Here is an 18,079-nt window from a genome sequence, read left to right as displayed (position 1 = left end):
AACCTCTTAAAAGAATGAATCAAACATATTAAATAGTGCTCCACCAGGTGAACGTGGTGGGTGAACATAGGTTACTTCACCAGCAAGAGGTGGCGTACGATTTTCAATACGAATGCGTGCGGGGCGGTCAGAGCCTTCATAGTAAACTTTGATTTGAGAAGTCCATAAACGACCTGTACTTTCACTATAAAAAAGAGGCAGAGCGGTAACTGGCACATTCATACGATCAAAGCGTAATTGATGATTACTGGTGTTGTGAAAGTCGATTGGAGTAACAGCACGGAAAGCGCGTGGTGTTAATAGATTCAAATCGGTACGCCCATCTACCGACGTGGCATAACAAATTTCACCTTGTTGGGCATTTGGACCGAACCATGTGTCTTTAGGTTGAATCACAGGAATCTCAAATAAAGGCTCATGCTGACTTTCAACTAAACCTGCGATCCATAATGGTGTACTTATATATAAAGTCCCACGTTGGCCTGCTGGAATATAAATAGGATCAACAGGTTTAATAACCACAGAACGATCTGCCAGACGTGGCATCAGTAAAAATTCTGGGTTGGTCTTTCGAAACATGTAACGTTCTACTTGAACCGTATGTGGAAAGGCAAAATGAGGATCGGCAACGGGGTGCCAATCTTGTTCATTATCGTCTTGGAGAGACGGACGATAATATTCGATGCGCCATTCTTTTATGCCACGTGTTAAACGAAAGAGCATTGAACCGAATTGCCATGCTTTGGATTGGTTAATTTCAAAGTTTTGTTCTCCCCACCATTTTAAAGAATTCTGGGGGCGAGGCTGATATTCATTATTTTCAAACAAGACGCAAAATTCCTCTACCGAGTTGTTAAACAGACTTCACGCTGTAATCTGCTTAGAGTACACTCAAAATCATCTTACTCATCATTATAAATTGTGATGCAAATATTGAAACAAATACAAGTTCCATATAGTTTTGCCAAGCGTCATGGTGTTTTATTTCGTTATGACGGTGATCAAGTATTTATTATTAGACGTCAAAACACTGAAAAAATTGCATTGCAGGAAGCAAGACGTATCTTGGGGAAGTCAGCTCATTATCAATTATGTACTGAACAAGAATTTAATACGCTCTTAAGTACAAGCTATGCCGGCGATACGGGAGAATCACAACAAGTTGCAGCAGGTTTAGAAGATCATCCTGATTTATTGAGTTTGGCTGATCAGGTTCCTGAAACAGAAGACTTGATGGACCAAGAAGATGACGCACCTATTGTTCGTCTGATCAATGCACTTCTCTCTGAAGCAATTCGAGTAGGGGCTTCTGATATTCATATTGAAGCTTTTGAAAAGAAACTATCTGTACGATTACGTGTAGATGGACAATTACGTGAGATTGTACAACCACGCCGTGAGTTGGCGCCTTTACTAGTTTCGCGTATTAAAGTTATGGCGAAGCTTGATATTGCTGAAAAACGTGTACCACAAGATGGACGTATTTCTTTACGTCTTGCTGGCCGTGAAGTAGATGTACGTGTTTCAACTTTGCCATCGTCACATGGTGAAAGGGTCGTTATGCGTTTGCTTGATAAACAAGCGGGCCGACTCAACATGACTCACTTGGGTTTAATGGCTAATGACTATGAGCGTTTAACTCAGTTAGTGCATCGTCCCCATGGTATTATTTTGGTCACAGGGCCTACCGGTTCGGGGAAAACGACCACCCTATATGCAGCCTTGTCTGATTTAAATGACAATACTCGTAATATCTTAACTGCTGAAGATCCAATCGAATATCAACTCGAAGGCATTGGTCAAACTCAAGTAAATACCAAAGTGGATATGACATTTGCTCGTGCTTTAAAAGCAATGTTACGTCAAGATCCTGATGTTGTAATGGTGGGGGAGATCCGTGATCTGGAAACTGCTGAAATTGCGGTTCAAGCATCTTTAACAGGCCATTTGGTTTTATCAACACTACATACCAATACAGCTATTGGTGCAGTTACTCGTCTTAAAGATATGGGGATTGAACCTTTCCTGCTTTCAAGCTCTTTAATTGGGGTGGTTGCGCAGCGTTTGGTTCGTACTTTATGTCCACATTGTATGACATGGCGTGAAGCCGATACTTTTGAGAAGCAAGTTTTTCAGCATATTTCCCATGAACCAAGTTTAAAGTTACCGGAGGCTCAAGGGTGTGATCAGTGTTCTCATTTAGGGTTTAATGGCCGTACAGCAATTTATGAAATTGTACCTATTGATGAACCTATGCGCCGTCTCATTCATGGTAATGCAGCTGAATTTGAATTAGAAAACCATGCTCGTCAGTATTCTGGTTCTATTCGCGATGATGGTTTGCGCAAAGTACTTGCAGGTAAAACTACACTCGAAGAAGTGCTTCGTGTAACCAATGAGGCAAGTGAAGCGTAATATTTAAGATGTAAAAAATGCCCGATTTGATTCGGGCATTTTTTAAATATCAAAACTTATTCCGTCACAATATTAAAAGTTACATCAATATTGTTACGAGTTGCATTTGAATATGGACAAACAACATGAGCTGCTGCAACTAATTTTTCAGCTTCTTCACGGTCCATGCCGACTAAATAAACATTTAAAGTCACTTCGATGCTAAAACCTGTAGGGATTGGGCCAATACCTACTTCACCTTCTACATAAGCGTCTTTACTAATATTAAATTTATCACGGTTTGCAACAAATTTTAAAGCACCTAAAAAGCATGCTGAATAACCAGCTGCAAATAATTGCTCTGGATTTGTTACAGCACCACCAGCGCCACCCATTTCTTTAGGTACGCCAAGTTGTACATCTAATACACCGTCTGATGAAGTCGCACGGCCATCACGACCACCGGTTGCTTTAGCTTTTGCACGATAAACAACTTTTTCTAATGACATCGTTTTTATTCCTAAAATAAATTGAATACAAATATATCGTACACGACTTAAATATTTTGACAAGTCAATTTTGTAAAAAAAATGGTGATTATTTAGCTATATTTGTACGGAGTTTAGTAAGTTGATCTTTGAGGTCTAGTAGCGTTGTCATATCACATGAACTTGCTTCTAGTACACCTGCCGGGATATCCATTGCTTGATCTTTTAATTTTTTTCCTTCATCACTCAACGTAATAATCACTTGTCTCTCGTCTTGAATTGAACGGGTACGATGAAGTAAATGTTGGGCTTCTAACTTTTTCAAGATAGGGGTGAGGGTAGATGATTCTAAAAAAAGTTTTGCTCCAATTTCTGAAACAGTGACTTCATCTTGCTCCCACAACACTAACATCACTAAATATTGAGGATAGGTAATACCCAAAGGTGTTAGAAGTTTTCTGTAGAGCTGATTAAGCGCTAAATTTGTTGAATAAATGAGGAAACATAATTGATTCTCAAGCTTTAAGTTTTGACAGTCTTGGTCCATATATTCCTCAAAGAAAATGATACTACTTTTGTAGTATATCGCTTTCTATTCAGTTTCTTAAATGTTCATCAGAATAGTTTATGAATAAAACAAATGAGCGCACATAAAAAATGGAATAATTACATTAATTATTCCATAAGATAAAAATATTTTAGATCACTGTATTTACCACAAATCTGCAATCTTTTTCATTAATCGAGCACGATATTTAGCGGTAGGATTATTTGCATTACGTTGTTGCTCTTGTTCATAAAAGTCTTGCCATGCAGTAATCATTTCAAGAGTGGTTCCTTGTTTTTTAATCATGGAAACATCTGCAGGCTGAATATTTTCTAAACGTTGTCTTGCACCTTCTGCACCTGTACCCCAGCCAATTATTCTTTGGCCGAATGCAGGTAAAGGAATATTTTTAGGTGTTGCTGGAAGAATATCTGAACTGAGTTGTGCAGTGGGTGAAACGAAATGGTTCGTTGTTCCAAACTCTGCATAACAATGAATATTTGTCCCCAAGCAAAAAAAGCTAAATAAGTATTTCCACATGAATAATTAAACTTTTAATATTGAATCAATTTACGGTGTGTCATTAGAGGCATTGAAGAGCGGACGAGTTCTTGTGCTGTTAAATCAAAGGGTACAGTGATTAAACCATTCCCTTCATATCCAACCATACTTAAAATTTGACCACGACTATCTGTTGCCCCAGAGTGTCCCCAAGTTTGTCGTTTTTCACCATGCCAGCCCTGTTGTGCTGCACCTAAAACATAACATTGGCTATCCATTGCCCGAGCCTGTAGCAAAAGCTGCCAGTGCATTTGTCCAGTTGTATAAGTAAATGCAGCAGGAGCACTAAGAATATGAGCGCCTTGTTGTCTCAGGGTGAGAGCAAGCTCTGGAAAACGTAAGTCATAACATACCATTAAGCCGATATTGCCAAAAGGAGTAGATGTGACTACTACGTCTGTCCCAGGTTCAAAGAAACGAGACTCCTGATAACCACCGACAGCATCACCCACTTGTACATCAAATAAATGGATTTTGTCATAACGTGCTTCTGTACGCTCAGGGCTAATACAAAGACTAACCGTTCGGACTCGACCATCTTGAATGGTGGATCCATCTGGACGAAAAGGGCATGGTAAAGTACCGGCTATAATCCAGATTTGATATTGATGTGCTAGTTTCTCAAGCCTTTGCTGAATAGACTCAAACTGCTCAGCTGTTTCACGCTGTTTCCCAGCAGCAAAACATACAAAGTTTTCAGGGAAAACAATTAAGCTGGCATTTTGCGCCTTACTTTGTTGAATCAAAGACTCAATGACTTGAAAATTATTTTCAATATCATCTTGAGAGTTCATTTGAGCAACAGAAACAAGGGTCATATTCTAGTCCGGCTTAATAGAGGAAATCAGGCATTTTGCTTGTCAGATACCTGTTCAAGCGTATCTTGTTCTTTCTGTAACTGCTTCACAAGTGGCTCAAACATATTCTGATTGTTTGCATTGAGTTTCATCAATGTCTTATGTGCATCCAGAACTGTTCTTAGCATTGCATTATGAGTGATCTGTTCATCAGTTAACGTTAATGTGCAAACGTTAGGATCGCCACAGTAATTCAAAATGACAAAAACCTGCCCTAGCCCCATACTGTTGGCTAAGGTTGTGATATCTGGATTGGTAGATAGCATCACAGCTTGAATATGATGAGTTTGTTTAAGCTTTAAACCTAGCTTAGCCAGGATGCCTAATACTGTACTATCAATAAATGTTGTTTGGGTTAAATCAACGATTGCACCAACAACATTCTCTTGCTGTTCAATTCTGTTTAAAAGTTTGTCTAGACTTATACAAGAATGGGCTCGCACTTCACCAATAAGTTTGAAAATATGCGTTCCATTTAAACTTGCATATTCAACATGACCTGTTGACATATAAATGCCATTTTCAGAGAAGGATAGAAAAATTATCACATAGTGCCATCTCAGACTCAAGAGTCCTTAAGTCGTATATTATGTAATTAATTGATTCGTAAATTAATTCATTCGACAAAGACTAAAGATGGCAATGTCATCAGCTACATGATCGGGTGCTTGAAATGATTGATTTTGCAAATGATGAACCAATTGTTGGAACTGATCATTTAAACCACCGTCAAAAGGTTCAAGTGCTCCATCTGAGCAAACAATGAAGCGGGATTGGTGATTTAATGTACAAATATGCTCTTCAACTTCAAGTTCATCGGTTAAACCTAATGGAAAACTACTTGTTGTTAGAATTTTTGGAGCTTGATTTGGTTCAAAAATGATAGGAGGTGGGTAGTGGCCTGCACTTGACCAGCGAAGCGTATGTGTTTCTAGATTTAAAATACCGACCACAATCGTAATGTGCTTTTCAATATTCTCTTGAACCAGCATCCCATTTAATTTTTTTATTAATTGTCTTGGGGTTTTAGAACGGCCATGAAAAGCTGCCATCCATGATGTTAATAAACTACTGGTTACACCATGTCCTGAAACATCGGCAAGATAAAATAAAACTTCCTTATCATTTAATTTCCAGTAGTCATACCAATCACCGGAGAGATAAGCTGAGGGTTGGAAGAAAGTTTCGACTTGATAATTTAATAAATCGATTGGATTAGGCAGTAATCGTTTTTGCAGTTCAGCAGCCGAAGGTAAATCACGACTATCTTGATTACGCTTATATTGAGCATCAATTCTTGATAGGGCTTTATTTAAATCGTTAGGTAACTGATTCCACACCCAGCCTGCAAGAGCACCTGCTTCCCATGCTTGAGCTAAAGCGCTCCCTTCATGTTCAAAAGCAATGACAATGGTGGGTAAATTCCATTTATAAGACAGAAAATCTTGTACATCTGCTATTGCAATGATGGTTGGATCATATAAATCTAAATCATCTATGTTAATGACTTGTAAGCCTGGCAGTTTATCCAAAGCTTGCTCTAAATAAGGGATAGAGCGTGTCGGTTTAATAAAATACATAGAAGAGATGGTAGTCCTTTTATATGATCACTTTATTCATCATAGAGTATGTATGATCAAAATCAAGGTATTGCCGAACTCTTAATCCAAGCAATACCTTGATTTCATCTTTTAAGGGTTTTGATTCTCATCTGGTGTATCTTCTGAATCATCATCAATGAAAGATACATCAGCTGAGTCGCCTTTTTTCTCTGCAATTTGGAATGCTTTACGTTGGAGATATAAGTCTCGAATCATGGCATATTGATCACCCTGTAAGGTTTGATCTAAATCTAGATATTGGGCACGCGTATCAACGGCTTGTAACATATTGCTCGACCAATAAAGCCCATCTTGATCTTCCATAATATATTTCTGTGGACGAGCTTGAGCATCTACTGCTAAGCCGAAACCATCACGTAAGGTACTTGGACCGAAAAAAGGCAACATAAGGAATGGGCCAGAAGGAACGCCATAGTAACCGAGGGTTACTCCAAAATTCTCTTCTTCAGTCGGTAAGCCTAAACGGCTGGCAGGGTCAGCTAAACCAAGAGTCGTTAAAGTGTTAATTGTAAAGCGTCCTAAAGTTTTTGCTGCACGACCAGGACGGCCTTGAATAAGCTGGTTGACTGCATTCCAAGGTTCTCCAAGATTTTTACGGAATTGGCGATAAGAACCACGAACATCTTCTGGAGTTTTTTCTCTATATTGAACAGCAACTGGACGTAAAAAATTTCGATCCAACATATCGTTAAATGAATAAATTGGACGATTTAGTGATTGTAAGGGATCTTTTACAGGATCTGGTTGTGCTGCATTCGCATTAATTTTTAAATCTTTAACTTTAATATTTTTTAAATCTTTAATAATTTGTGAGCGCGGATGAGCAGGTGCTGTTTCTTCTAGTGAGCTAGCATCAGAAGATTCACTTATAGTATTTTCTTGAGCATATATAGAGGTACACACACCTACAGATATTACGCTGAGTAAAATTAAATTAGAATAATTCATATAATTCCTTAACCGCCAGCCAGGCTAATACTTAAATGTGCAGTTGGGTGGAGATATGCTTTAATACAAAACTGATAACCTATTATCAATGTAAAATTGATCAAATAATATAGATAAAATGCTAAAAAGCTTAAAAAATAGACAAGTGATAATATTAAATGAAAAAAGGGGTTGCAAAGGGAATGAGATGGTCTATAATGCACATCCATCGGCGGTGATGCAGATAGAAACTTGTTGAAAAACAGTTACTTGTGATTAGATTGGTTGCTTTAAGTGATGAATTTGATGGTAAGTTGGTTTTGAGAATAAGTTTTAAAAATATCGAAATTACCTGTTGACTTTTAAGAGATTAAGAGTAATATAGCCGACCTAGCTTGCTGGTGACGAACCAGGAAGAAGATCATTAAGAGAATTGAAGAACAACTTGTGTGGATTTTTACTGATTGATTAATCGAAATAATTTTCATTGATTGATTGGTTTAAATTACTCGAAGTTTATTTGAGCGAAATTTAAGTCAGTAATTGATGAGCCAGAATTGGCACCTTGTCTTTAATAAGGTGCAAAATGATTTTAACTGAAGAGTTTGATCATGGCTCAGATTGAACGCTGGCGGCAGGCTTAACACATGCAAGTCGAGCGGAGAGAGGTAGCTTGCTACTGATCTTAGCGGCGGACGGGTGAGTAATGCTTAGGAATCTGCCTATTAGTGGGGGACAACATTTCGAAAGGAATGCTAATACCGCATACGTCCTACGGGAGAAAGCAGGGGATCTTCGGACCTTGCGCTAATAGATGAGCCTAAGTCGGATTAGCTAGTTGGTGGGGTAAAGGCCTACCAAGGCGACGATCTGTAGCGGGTCTGAGAGGATGATCCGCCACACTGGGACTGAGACACGGCCCAGACTCCTACGGGAGGCAGCAGTGGGGAATATTGGACAATGGGCGCAAGCCTGATCCAGCCATGCCGCGTGTGTGAAGAAGGCCTTATGGTTGTAAAGCACTTTAAGCGAGGAGGAGGCTACTTTAGTTAATACCTAGAGATAGTGGACGTTACTCGCAGAATAAGCACCGGCTAACTCTGTGCCAGCAGCCGCGGTAATACAGAGGGTGCAAGCGTTAATCGGATTTACTGGGCGTAAAGCGCGCGTAGGCGGCTAATTAAGTCAAATGTGAAATCCCCGAGCTTAACTTGGGAATTGCATTCGATACTGGTTAGCTAGAGTGTGGGAGAGGATGGTAGAATTCCAGGTGTAGCGGTGAAATGCGTAGAGATCTGGAGGAATACCGATGGCGAAGGCAGCCATCTGGCCTAACACTGACGCTGAGGTGCGAAAGCATGGGGAGCAAACAGGATTAGATACCCTGGTAGTCCATGCCGTAAACGATGTCTACTAGCCGTTGGGGCCTTTGAGGCTTTAGTGGCGCAGCTAACGCGATAAGTAGACCGCCTGGGGAGTACGGTCGCAAGACTAAAACTCAAATGAATTGACGGGGGCCCGCACAAGCGGTGGAGCATGTGGTTTAATTCGATGCAACGCGAAGAACCTTACCTGGCCTTGACATAGTAAGAACTTTCCAGAGATGGATTGGTGCCTTCGGGAACTTACATACAGGTGCTGCATGGCTGTCGTCAGCTCGTGTCGTGAGATGTTGGGTTAAGTCCCGCAACGAGCGCAACCCTTTTCCTTATTTGCCAGCGAGTAATGTCGGGAACTTTAAGGATACTGCCAGTGACAAACTGGAGGAAGGCGGGGACGACGTCAAGTCATCATGGCCCTTACGGCCAGGGCTACACACGTGCTACAATGGTCGGTACAAAGGGTTGCTACCTAGCGATAGGATGCTAATCTCAAAAAGCCGATCGTAGTCCGGATTGGAGTCTGCAACTCGACTCCATGAAGTCGGAATCGCTAGTAATCGCGGATCAGAATGCCGCGGTGAATACGTTCCCGGGCCTTGTACACACCGCCCGTCACACCATGGGAGTTTGTTGCACCAGAAGTAGCTAGCCTAACTGCAAAGAGGGCGGTTACCACGGTGTGGCCGATGACTGGGGTGAAGTCGTAACAAGGTAGCCGTAGGGGAACCTGCGGCTGGATCACCTCCTTAACGAAAGATTGACGATTGGTAAGAATCCACAACAAGTTGTTCTTCATAGATGTATCTGAGGGTCTGTAGCTCAGTTGGTTAGAGCACACGCTTGATAAGCGTGGGGTCACAAGTTCAAGTCTTGTCAGACCCACCATGACTTTGACTAGTTGAAGTTATAGATAAAAGATACATGACTGATGATGTAAGCTGGGGACTTAGCTTAGTTGGTAGAGCGCCTGCTTTGCACGCAGGAGGTCAGGAGTTCGACTCTCCTAGTCTCCACCAGAACTTAAGAGAAGTTCGGATTACAGAAATTAGTAAATAGAGATTTTAAGATCTTGGTTTATTAACTTCTGTGATTTAAGTATCACGGTATTAAGCATGACCTGACGAAGGCATGTTTATTCATTAACAGATTGGCAAAATTGAGTCTGAAATAAATTGTTCACTCAATAACAAAAAGAGAGGAAGTAATTCTGATCTTGGAGTTGATTGAGAACTAGCAAATTAACTGAATCAAGCGTTTTGGTATATGAATTTAGATTGAAGCTGTACAGTGTTTAAGTACACAGACAACAGATAGTAGCGATGAAGAATCGCACGGACAACACTCACTTGTAGGTGTTGACGACTGTTTGGGGTTGTATAGTCAAGTAATTAAGTGCATGTGGTGGATGCCTTGGCAGTCAGAGGCGATGAAAGACGTGATAGCCTGCGAAAAGCTCCGGGGAGGCGGCAAATATCCTTTGATCCGGAGATTTCTGAATGGGGGAACCCACCTACTTTAAGGTAGGTATTGCAACATGAATACATAGTGTTGCAAGGCGAACGAGGGGAAGTGAAACATCTCAGTACCCTTAGGAAAAGAAATCAATTGAGATTCCCTCAGTAGCGGCGAGCGAACGGGGATCAGCCCATTAAGTTATGTGTGTTTTAGTGGAACGCTCTGGGAAGTGCGAACGTAGAGGGTGATATTCCCGTACACGAAAGGGCACACATAATGATGACGAGTAGGGCGAGGCACGTGAAACCTTGTCTGAATATGGGGGGACCATCCTCCAAGGCTAAATACTCCTGACTGACCGATAGTGAACCAGTACCGTGAGGGAAAGGCGAAAAGAACCCCTGTGAGGGGAGTGAAATAGATCCTGAAACCGCATGCATACAAGCAGTGGGAGCACCTTCGTGGTGTGACTGCGTACCTTTTGTATAATGGGTCAGCGACTTATATTCAGTAGCAAGGTTAACCGTATAGGGGAGCCGTAGGGAAACCGAGTCTTAATAGGGCGTTTAGTTGCTGGGTATAGACCCGAAACCAGGCGATCTATCCATGAGCAGGTTGAAGGTTGGGTAACACTAACTGGAGGACCGAACCCACTGTCGTTGAAAAGCCAGGGGATGACTTGTGGATAGGGGTGAAAGGCTAATCAAGCCTGGTGATAGCTGGTTCTCCCCGAAAGCTATTTAGGTAGCGCCTCGGACGAATACCATAGGGGGTAGAGCACTGTTTCGGCTAGGGGGTCATCCCGACTTACCAAACCGATGCAAACTCCGAATACCTATGAGTACTATCCGGGAGACAGACTGCGGGTGCTAACGTCCGTAGTCAAGAGGAAAACAATCCAGACCGCCAGCTAAGGCCCCAAAATCATAGTTAAGTGGGAAACGATGTGGGAAGGCATAGACAGCTAGGAGGTTGGCTTAGAAGCAGCCACCCTTTAAAGAAAGCGTAATAGCTCACTAGTCGAGTCGGCCTGCGCGGAAGATGTAACGGGGCTAAAACTATGTGCCGAAGCTGCGGATTTGACATTAGTCAAGTGGTAGGGGAGCGTTCTGTAAGCCGATGAAGGTGTATTGAGAAGTATGCTGGAGGTATCAGAAGTGCGAATGCTGACGTGAGTAACGACAAAACGGGTGAAAAACCCGTTCGCCGAAAGACCAAGGGTTCCAGTCCAACGTTAATCGGGGCTGGGTGAGTCGACCCCTAAGGCGAGGCCGAAAGGCGTAGTCGATGGGAAATTGGTTAATATTCCAATACTTCTGTGTAATGCGATGAGAGGACGGAGAAGGTTAAGTCAGCCTGGCGTTGGTTGTCCAGGTGGAAGGATGTAGGTATGTATCTTAGGCAAATCCGGGGTACTCTATACTGAGATCCGATAGCAAGCTGTACTTGTACAGTGAAGTGGCTGATACCATGCTTCCAGGAAAAGTCTCTAAGCTTCAGTTACACAGGAATCGTACCCGAAACCGACACAGGTGGTCAGGTCGAGTAGACCAAGGCGCTTGAGAGAACTCTGCTGAAGGAACTAGGCAAAATGGTACCGTAACTTCGGGAGAAGGTACGCTGTTGTTGGTGATGGAACTTGCTTCCTGAGCTGACGACAGCCGCAGAAACCAGGCCGCTGCAACTGTTTATTAAAAACATAGCACTCTGCAAACACGAAAGTGGACGTATAGGGTGTGATGCCTGCCCGGTGCTGGAAGGTTAATTGATGGGGTTAGCGTAAGCGAAGCTCTTGATCGAAGCCCCAGTAAACGGCGGCCGTAACTATAACGGTCCTAAGGTAGCGAAATTCCTTGTCGGGTAAGTTCCGACCTGCACGAATGGCATAATGATGGCGGCGCTGTCTCCAGCAGAGGCTCAGTGAAATCGAAATCGCTGTGAAGATGCAGTGTACCCGCGGCTAGACGGAAAGACCCCGTGAACCTTTACTGCAGCTTGACACTGAACTTTGACCTTACTTGTGTAGGATAGGTGGGAGGCTTTGAAGTTGGAACGCTAGTTCCAATGGAGCCGTCCTTGAAATACCACCCTGGTAATGTTGAGGTTCTAACTCTGTCCCGTTATCCGGGACGAGGACCGTGTCTGGTGGGTAGTTTGACTGGGGCGGTCTCCTCCTAAAGAGTAACGGAGGAGTACGAAGGTGCGCTCAGCGTGGTCGGAAATCACGCGTAGAGTATAAAGGCAAAAGCGCGCTTAACTGCGAGACCCACAAGTCGAGCAGGTACGAAAGTAGGTCTTAGTGATCCGGTGGTTCTGTATGGAAGGGCCATCGCTCAACGGATAAAAGGTACTCTGGGGATAACAGGCTGATACCGCCCAAGAGTTCATATCGACGGCGGTGTTTGGCACCTCGATGTCGGCTCATCTCATCCTGGGGCTGAAGCAGGTCCCAAGGGTATGGCTGTTCGCCATTTAAAGAGGTACGCGAGCTGGGTTTAGAACGTCGTGAGACAGTTCGGTCCCTATCTACCGTGGGCGCTGGAAATTTGAGAGGATCTGCTCCTAGTACGAGAGGACCAGAGTGGACGAACCTCTGGTGTACCGGTTGTGACGCCAGTCGCATCGCCGGGTAGCTATGTTCGGAAGGGATAACCGCTGAAAGCATCTAAGCGGGAAGCCTACCTCAAGATAAGATTTCCCTAGGAATTTATTCCTCTAAAGAGCCGTTCGAGACTAGGACGTTGATAGGTTGGATGTGGAAGCATAGTGATATGTGAAGCTGACCAATACTAATTGCTCGTGAGGCTTGACTATACAACACCCAAGCAGTTGTATGTGAAGCATCAATCGATTCATAAACATGCAAAGCAACTTGATTTAGTTAAACGCTTAGCTAAAATGAACAAAATCAGATTCAATCAGCCCGTCTGTAAAGATTTGGAAAACGCAACGTATCACACAGTGAATAAAACGAAGCAAGTATCCATAAACAGTTGTGCTGGCGACCATAGCAAGAGTGAACCACCTGATCCCTTCCCGAACTCAGAAGTGAAACCTCTTAGCGCTGATGGTAGTGTGGGGTTACCCATGTGAGAGTAAGTCATCGCCAGCTCATTATTCTAAACACCCCCGTTCCAATGAATGGGGGTGTTTTTTTATTATTAGAAAAATAATTAAAAATCTAAATTAGATTTATGGATTTAAATTTTATAATTTAATGAAAAACTGTAGAAAGAAAGAGTATTTTATTAAATAAAATTAGAAGAGGATTAGTCCCTTCTAATTAAATTCTTATAAGAAGATTTTGTGTCTATCTTGTTGGGAACCATGTTCTATAGAATTAATTTAATAAAGTTATGTCTGTAATTGGAAAAAACTATTTTTTCTTCTAAAAATTTCAGTTGGATATGTAGGACAAATAGAGACTATATGTTATAAATATTGAATAGGCATGATTTTTGCTTGTTTTATGGAAGTTAAAATATATGAAATTATCTGTTGGATTGAAAGTTGCGAATTCTCTATCGTTAACACCTCAATTGCAGCAGGCAATTCGTTTATTACAACTTTCTAGTTTAGAGTTAGAACAGGAAATTCAGATTCAATTAGATAGTAATCCTTTACTTGAAAAAATAGAAGAAGAGTCGTTAACGGAAAGCCTGACTACATTAGAAAGTAAAGAATCAGATGATTTAACAACTGAACTAAATGCAAACCATTTGCCTGATGATTTGCCAGTCGATACCGAGTGGGATGATGTTTATACACATCAATCAACGGCTTTAGCTACTCCAGAATTTGAAGAACGAGAGGATAATCGCCAAGTTCAATTATCTCTGAAGGAACACATTTTAGAGCAAGTTAATCTTTTGCATTTCTCTAAAATAGATCAATTAATTGCTTATTGTATTGTTGATGCATTAGATGATAAAGGTTTCTTAGATGCTGAAATAGAAGAAATAATTTTAGCAGCACAACAATTGCTAAATGAAATGGATATTGAGGAAGAGATTGAAGAGGATGAAGTTTTCGTTGTTTTGAAGCATATTCAACGTCTTGATCCATTAGGGATTGGTTCACGTAATTTAGCAGAATGCTTAAAGGTACAGCTTGAATTTCTACCAAAAGATATTGAGTATTTAAGCGAGGCGAAAAGCTTATTGCAGCATTATGAGCTTTTAATAGCAAATGACTTAAATAAGTTACTCAAACAAACGGGCCTAACGAGAGACCAACTAAAATTTGCAATCGATCTTTTAAAGACATTAAAACCATATCCTGGTATGGATTTTGATAAGCAAGAATCTGATTATCAAATTCCAGATGTGGTGGTTTCAAAAAAAGATTTACATTGGCAGGTTCAGCTAAACCCCGATGTACTTCCTAAATTAAGAATTAATTCTTTTTACTCTAGTATGATTCGTAGAGCAGATCAGAGTGAGGATAATTTATATTTGCGTAATCAAATGCTTGAGGCGAAAAACTTTATCAAAAGCATTGATGAAAGGCATAAAACATTATTAAAAGTAGCTTCTTGTATTGTGGAGCATCAAAAAGCCTTTTTGGAGATAGGTCCTGAAGCAATGAAGCCGCTAGTTCTTCGAGATGTGGCAGAAGAAGTCGAATTGCATGAATCTACAGTTTCTCGTGTAACTACAAATAAATATATGCTTACGCCTCGTGGTCTATTTGAGCTGAAATATTTTTTCTCTAGCCATGTAGGAACAACAGCAGGAGGAGAGGCCTCTTCCACCGCAATTCGGGCAATGATTAAGAAACTAGTCGCAAACGAAAATCCACGTAAACCTTTGTCAGATAATGTAATTGCTACATTGTTAAAGGATGAGGGAATCGAAGTGGCTCGAAGAACGGTCGCAAAATATCGAGAATCGTTACATATTCCTTCGTCGTCTGAAAGAAAAGTCTTGATCTGAATTTTGAAGTATGGCTATTCTAGAGATTCATTATGACGAAATAATGAAATTTCATTTTCACCAAGAGAGTAACTAAAATGGTTTAATTGTCCCAAGTTTTCTTTTTGATAGCATTAAATCGTTTTAGTTCTTCTTTAGATAACCTAAAAAAGGTGAGGGATAGAATTATGCAAATAACGATTCGTGGACATCATTTAGCAATTACACCAGCTATAGAAGAAAATATTAAATCAAAGTTTAATCAGTTAACGAAGCATCTAGATCAGGTGAATAGTATGCAGATTAAATTAACAAAAGATCATCAAATTGATAAGCGCTCTCATAAAGGTAGTTCAAACCATGTTGCAGAGGCTATTGTAAGATTGCCTGGAATTGAGTTATTTGCTCAGGCAGCTGCTGATGATATGTATACTTCAATTAAAAAACTAACTGAAAAATTAAAAAAACAATTATTAAAATATCGGAAAATGCAGTGTACTTATTCGCAAGTTGCTGTTTCTATTTAATAAGTTTTATGTAATTAGAAGAGGCTTGAAAGATAGCCTCTTTTTTATTGATAAAATATAAACACGTACTGAATTCTTTGAAAAAGTTATAGTAAAATACTTCGTTTTACACCTTAGGTTGTGTCAGAGGTCTTTGCAATGAATAGTGAACAGCTCACTCAAATTTTAAAAGAAGCTTTCCCTGAAGCGGAAGTAGCGGTGAGCGGACAGGCCGGAAAATTTGACCTCCGTATTGTGGATGATCAATTTGACGGTAAGCGTACTGTTGCTCGCCAACAATTAGTTTATGCACCATTAAATACTTATATTGCAAGTGGCGAAGTTCATGCGGTAACAATTCGTGCAATGACCAAAGATGAATGGCGTAAAGCAAGCCTTTTCGGAGCTTAAATATTAATGGATAAATTTTTAATTACGGGTGGTGTTAAGCTCGAAGGGGAAGTGCGCATTTCTGGTGCTAAAAATGCCGCTTTACCATTACTTGCTGCAACTATTCTTGCAGACTCACCAATTACGATTACCAATGTTCCAAATCTTAAAGATGTAAATACTTTGGTTAAGTTGATTGGTGGATTAGGGGTTACAATCGGCTATGAAAATGACACAGTAAAAGCTGATACCTCTACTTTAGATAATCAGTTTGCTCCTTATGAACTAGTAAAAACAATGCGTGCCTCAATTTTGGTTTTAGGACCATTATTAGCACGTTATGGTAATGCGAAAGTTTCTTTACCAGGTGGTTGCGCAATTGGATCACGTCCAGTTGACCAACATCTAAAAGCTTTAGAAGCTTTAGGTGCACATATTGAAGTTGAAAATGGTTATGTCCATGCTTCAGTTGAAGGCCGTTTAAAAGGCGGCGAAGTTGTTTTTGATATGGTTACCGTTGGCGGTACTGAAAACATCTTGATGGCTGCTGCATTAGCTGATGGCGTTACGACAATTCGTAATGCAGCTCGTGAGCCTGAGATCACTGACCTTGCTCAAATGCTCATCAAAATGGGTGCCAAGATTGAAGGACTTGATACTGATACTCTTGTTGTAACTGGAGTGGAAAGTTTGCATGGCTGTGAATATGCTGTGGTAGCTGATCGTATCGAAACGGGTTCTTATTTGGCAGCTGCTGCAATTACAGGCGGTCGTGTCAAGACTACACATACCGACCCTGCATTACTTGAATCTGTTTTGGATAAGTTTGAAGAAATGGGTGCTGAAGTCACTCGTGGTGATGACTGGATCGAACTTGATATGTTAGGCAAACGCCCTAAAGCTGTAAGTTTTAGAACTTTGCCACATCCAGAGTTTCCAACAGATATGCAAGCTCAGCTTATGGCTGTAAACGCTATTGGTCGTGGATTTGCAACTATCTCTGAAACGATTTTTGAAAATCGTTTTATGCATGTTCCTGAATTGTCACGCATGGGTGCTAATATTCAGGTTGAAGGTCACGATGCTGTCGTAACTGGAGTAGAAACTTTACAGGCTGCACCTGTAATGGCAACAGATTTGCGTGCTTCATTCTCTTTAGTTTTGGCAGCTTTAGTGGCAGAAGGAGATACCTTAATTGACCGTATCTACCATATTGACCGTGGTTATGAGCATGTCGAAGAGAAACTTCAAGGTTTAGGTGCCAAAATTAAGCGAGTAAGTTAATGAATGATGTAAGAAACGATGATCCTAATTTTGATGTGATGGGCAATTTTGATCATGGTTTGACCTTGGCACTCAGTAAAGGGCGTATCTTAAAAGAGACGTTACCTTTACTAGCTACAGCGGGTATTAATTTGCTCGAAGACCCAGAAAAGTCCCGTAAACTGATTTTTCCTACTACCCATAAGCAAGTACGTATTTTGATTTTACGTGCATCTGATGTGCCTACCTATGTAGAAAATGGTGCAGCAGATCTAGGAGTAGCAGGTAAAGATGTGTTGATGGAACACGGTGCTCAGCATGTATATGAATTACTTGACCTGAAAATCGCTAAGTGTAAATTAATGACTGCTGGTAAAGTGGGAATGGAGCGACCAAAAGGCCGTTTAAAAATTGCCACGAAATACGTCAATCTTACTCGTCAGTATTATGCAAGCTTAGGTGAGCAAGTCGATGTGATCAAACTCTATGGTTCTATGGAGTTAGCGCCTTTGGTCGGGTTGGGTGATTACATTGTCGATGTGGTCGATACTGGTAATACTCTAAGAGCGAACGGTCTTGAGCCATTAGAGGAGATTTGCAAAGTCTCTTCACGTTTAATTGTAAATAAAGCTAGTTTTAAACGTAAGCAAACTCTATTAAACCCCATCATTTCACAGCTTGAGCAAGCCGTTCAATCACGTTAAAAGCAATTTCCCATCACGCTTTTGTGATAGTTGCTTCAGATGATGCCCACAAGCGCTTAGAAAAAGAGTA

The 18,079-nt window shown here is 41.0% G+C and carries 14 protein-coding genes, 2 tRNA genes and 3 rRNA genes; 11 read left to right on the top strand and 8 right to left on the bottom strand.

What is annotated here, in order from left to right:
- Positions 1-6: 6 nt before the first annotated feature.
- Complete coding sequence (locus SOI76_RS15260; RefSeq protein ID WP_104080741.1) at positions 7-828, bottom strand: hypothetical protein; 822 nt, start codon at positions 826-828, stop codon at positions 7-9.
- A gap of 96 nt (positions 829-924) precedes the next feature.
- On the opposite strand from SOI76_RS15260, the gene gspE reads away from it, so the two are divergent.
- A complete protein-coding gene (gene gspE, locus SOI76_RS15255) occupies positions 925-2,415 on the top strand; it encodes a type II secretion system ATPase GspE (protein ID WP_104080740.1) in 1,491 nt (496 codons plus the stop codon).
- Between the two features lie 56 nt (positions 2,416-2,471).
- On the opposite strand, the gene ohr is transcribed toward gspE, so the two are convergent.
- The 7 genes from ohr to SOI76_RS15220 all read right to left on the bottom strand — a co-directional run bounded on the left by ohr (position 2,472) and on the right by SOI76_RS15220 (position 7,417).
- On the bottom strand, positions 2,472-2,903 hold the full coding sequence (gene ohr, locus SOI76_RS15250) for an organic hydroperoxide resistance protein (RefSeq protein ID WP_104080739.1): 432 nt from the start codon (positions 2,901-2,903) through the stop codon (positions 2,472-2,474).
- Between the two features lie 88 nt (positions 2,904-2,991).
- Positions 2,992-3,429 (bottom strand): MarR family winged helix-turn-helix transcriptional regulator, encoded by a 438-nt coding sequence (ohrR, locus tag SOI76_RS15245; protein ID WP_104080738.1) that lies wholly within the window; start codon positions 3,427-3,429, stop codon positions 2,992-2,994.
- Positions 3,430-3,594: 165 nt separating this feature from the next.
- A complete protein-coding gene (locus SOI76_RS15240; protein WP_104080737.1) occupies positions 3,595-3,969 on the bottom strand; it encodes a DUF4951 domain-containing protein in 375 nt (124 codons plus the stop codon).
- Positions 3,970-3,983: 14 nt separating this feature from the next.
- Positions 3,984-4,808, bottom strand: coding sequence for a carbon-nitrogen hydrolase family protein (locus tag SOI76_RS15235; RefSeq protein WP_104080736.1), 825 nt, complete (start codon positions 4,806-4,808; stop codon positions 3,984-3,986).
- A 26-nt stretch (positions 4,809-4,834) separates the two neighbouring features.
- Positions 4,835-5,356 (bottom strand): anti-anti-sigma factor GigB, encoded by a 522-nt coding sequence (gene gigB, locus SOI76_RS15230; protein WP_002117273.1) that lies wholly within the window; start codon positions 5,354-5,356, stop codon positions 4,835-4,837.
- Between the two features lie 102 nt (positions 5,357-5,458).
- The gene (gene gigA, locus SOI76_RS15225) at positions 5,459-6,427 is read right to left on the bottom strand and encodes an RsbU family protein phosphatase GigA (protein WP_104080735.1); all 969 of its coding nucleotides are present in this window, start codon (positions 6,425-6,427) and stop codon (positions 5,459-5,461) included.
- A gap of 111 nt (positions 6,428-6,538) precedes the next feature.
- Positions 6,539-7,417: a VacJ family lipoprotein gene (locus SOI76_RS15220; RefSeq protein ID WP_250621819.1), complete on the bottom strand. Its 879-nt coding sequence runs from the start codon at positions 7,415-7,417 to the stop codon at positions 6,539-6,541.
- A 572-nt stretch (positions 7,418-7,989) separates the two neighbouring features.
- Between SOI76_RS15220 and SOI76_RS15215 the strand changes: the two genes are divergently transcribed.
- From SOI76_RS15215 to hisG, 10 genes are all read left to right on the top strand, one after another.
- A 16S ribosomal RNA gene (locus SOI76_RS15215) occupies positions 7,990-9,527 on the top strand.
- A gap of 59 nt (positions 9,528-9,586) precedes the next feature.
- Positions 9,587-9,663: transfer RNA gene (locus SOI76_RS15210), tRNA-Ile, on the top strand.
- Between the two features lie 55 nt (positions 9,664-9,718).
- Positions 9,719-9,794 (top strand) — tRNA-Ala (locus tag SOI76_RS15205).
- 362 nt (positions 9,795-10,156) lie between these two features.
- Positions 10,157-13,047: ribosomal RNA gene (locus SOI76_RS15200) — 23S ribosomal RNA — on the top strand.
- Positions 13,048-13,230: 183 nt separating this feature from the next.
- A 5S ribosomal RNA gene (gene rrf, locus SOI76_RS15195) occupies positions 13,231-13,345 on the top strand.
- Together the 16S, 23S and 5S rRNA genes with 2 tRNA genes alongside form the textbook arrangement of a ribosomal RNA operon.
- Before the next feature lie 373 nt (positions 13,346-13,718).
- Positions 13,719-15,167 carry an RNA polymerase factor sigma-54 gene (rpoN, locus tag SOI76_RS15190; RefSeq protein ID WP_104080079.1) on the top strand — a complete coding sequence of 483 codons (1,449 nt, stop codon included), beginning with the start codon at positions 13,719-13,721 and terminating at the stop codon, positions 15,165-15,167.
- A gap of 167 nt (positions 15,168-15,334) precedes the next feature.
- A complete protein-coding gene (gene hpf, locus SOI76_RS15185) occupies positions 15,335-15,673 on the top strand; it encodes a ribosome hibernation-promoting factor, HPF/YfiA family (RefSeq protein ID WP_057075171.1) in 339 nt (112 codons plus the stop codon).
- Positions 15,674-15,811: 138 nt separating this feature from the next.
- On the top strand, positions 15,812-16,063 hold the full coding sequence (gene ibaG / locus SOI76_RS15180) for a BolA family iron metabolism protein IbaG (protein WP_002115399.1): 252 nt from the start codon (positions 15,812-15,814) through the stop codon (positions 16,061-16,063).
- A gap of 6 nt (positions 16,064-16,069) precedes the next feature.
- The gene (gene murA / locus SOI76_RS15175; protein ID WP_104080080.1) at positions 16,070-17,326 is read left to right on the top strand and encodes a UDP-N-acetylglucosamine 1-carboxyvinyltransferase; all 1,257 of its coding nucleotides are present in this window, start codon (positions 16,070-16,072) and stop codon (positions 17,324-17,326) included.
- The gene (gene hisG, locus SOI76_RS15170; RefSeq protein ID WP_005071248.1) at positions 17,326-18,009 is read left to right on the top strand and encodes an ATP phosphoribosyltransferase; all 684 of its coding nucleotides are present in this window, start codon (positions 17,326-17,328) and stop codon (positions 18,007-18,009) included. Before murA ends, hisG begins: the two co-directional genes overlap by 1 nt.
- The last annotated feature ends 70 nt before the right edge of the window (positions 18,010-18,079 follow it).

Origin of the sequence: Acinetobacter pittii (assembly GCF_034064985.1) — a bacterium.
GTDB lineage: Bacteria > Pseudomonadota > Gammaproteobacteria > Pseudomonadales > Moraxellaceae > Acinetobacter > Acinetobacter pittii_H.
The sequence above is the reverse complement of the archived record's forward strand: the minus strand, read 5'-3'. Positions and strand labels throughout refer to the sequence as shown.

What these genes read in the sequence shown, in the direction of transcription:
- SOI76_RS15240 (WP_104080737.1), bottom strand. Translation starts at nt 3,969, where the DNA reads ATGTGGAAATACTTATTTAGCTTTTTTTGCTTGGGGACAAATATTCAT.
- SOI76_RS15220 (WP_250621819.1), bottom strand. Translation starts at nt 7,417, where the DNA reads ATGAATTATTCTAATTTAATTTTACTCAGCGTAATATCTGTAGGTGTG.
- gigA (WP_104080735.1), bottom strand. Translation starts at nt 6,427, where the DNA reads ATGTATTTTATTAAACCGACACGCTCTATCCCTTATTTAGAGCAAGCT.
- SOI76_RS15235 (WP_104080736.1), bottom strand. Translation starts at nt 4,808, where the DNA reads ATGACCCTTGTTTCTGTTGCTCAAATGAACTCTCAAGATGATATTGAA.
- ohr (WP_104080739.1), bottom strand. Translation starts at nt 2,903, where the DNA reads ATGTCATTAGAAAAAGTTGTTTATCGTGCAAAAGCTAAAGCAACCGGT.
- hisG (WP_005071248.1), top strand. Translation starts at nt 17,326, where the DNA reads ATGAATGATGTAAGAAACGATGATCCTAATTTTGATGTGATGGGCAAT.
- ohrR (WP_104080738.1), bottom strand. Translation starts at nt 3,429, where the DNA reads ATGGACCAAGACTGTCAAAACTTAAAGCTTGAGAATCAATTATGTTTC.
- rpoN (WP_104080079.1), top strand. Translation starts at nt 13,719, where the DNA reads ATGAAATTATCTGTTGGATTGAAAGTTGCGAATTCTCTATCGTTAACA.
- murA (WP_104080080.1), top strand. Translation starts at nt 16,070, where the DNA reads ATGGATAAATTTTTAATTACGGGTGGTGTTAAGCTCGAAGGGGAAGTG.
- gigB (WP_002117273.1), bottom strand. Translation starts at nt 5,356, where the DNA reads ATGTCAACAGGTCATGTTGAATATGCAAGTTTAAATGGAACGCATATT.
- gspE (WP_104080740.1), top strand. Translation starts at nt 925, where the DNA reads ATGCAAATATTGAAACAAATACAAGTTCCATATAGTTTTGCCAAGCGT.
- hpf (WP_057075171.1), top strand. Translation starts at nt 15,335, where the DNA reads ATGCAAATAACGATTCGTGGACATCATTTAGCAATTACACCAGCTATA.
- ibaG (WP_002115399.1), top strand. Translation starts at nt 15,812, where the DNA reads ATGAATAGTGAACAGCTCACTCAAATTTTAAAAGAAGCTTTCCCTGAA.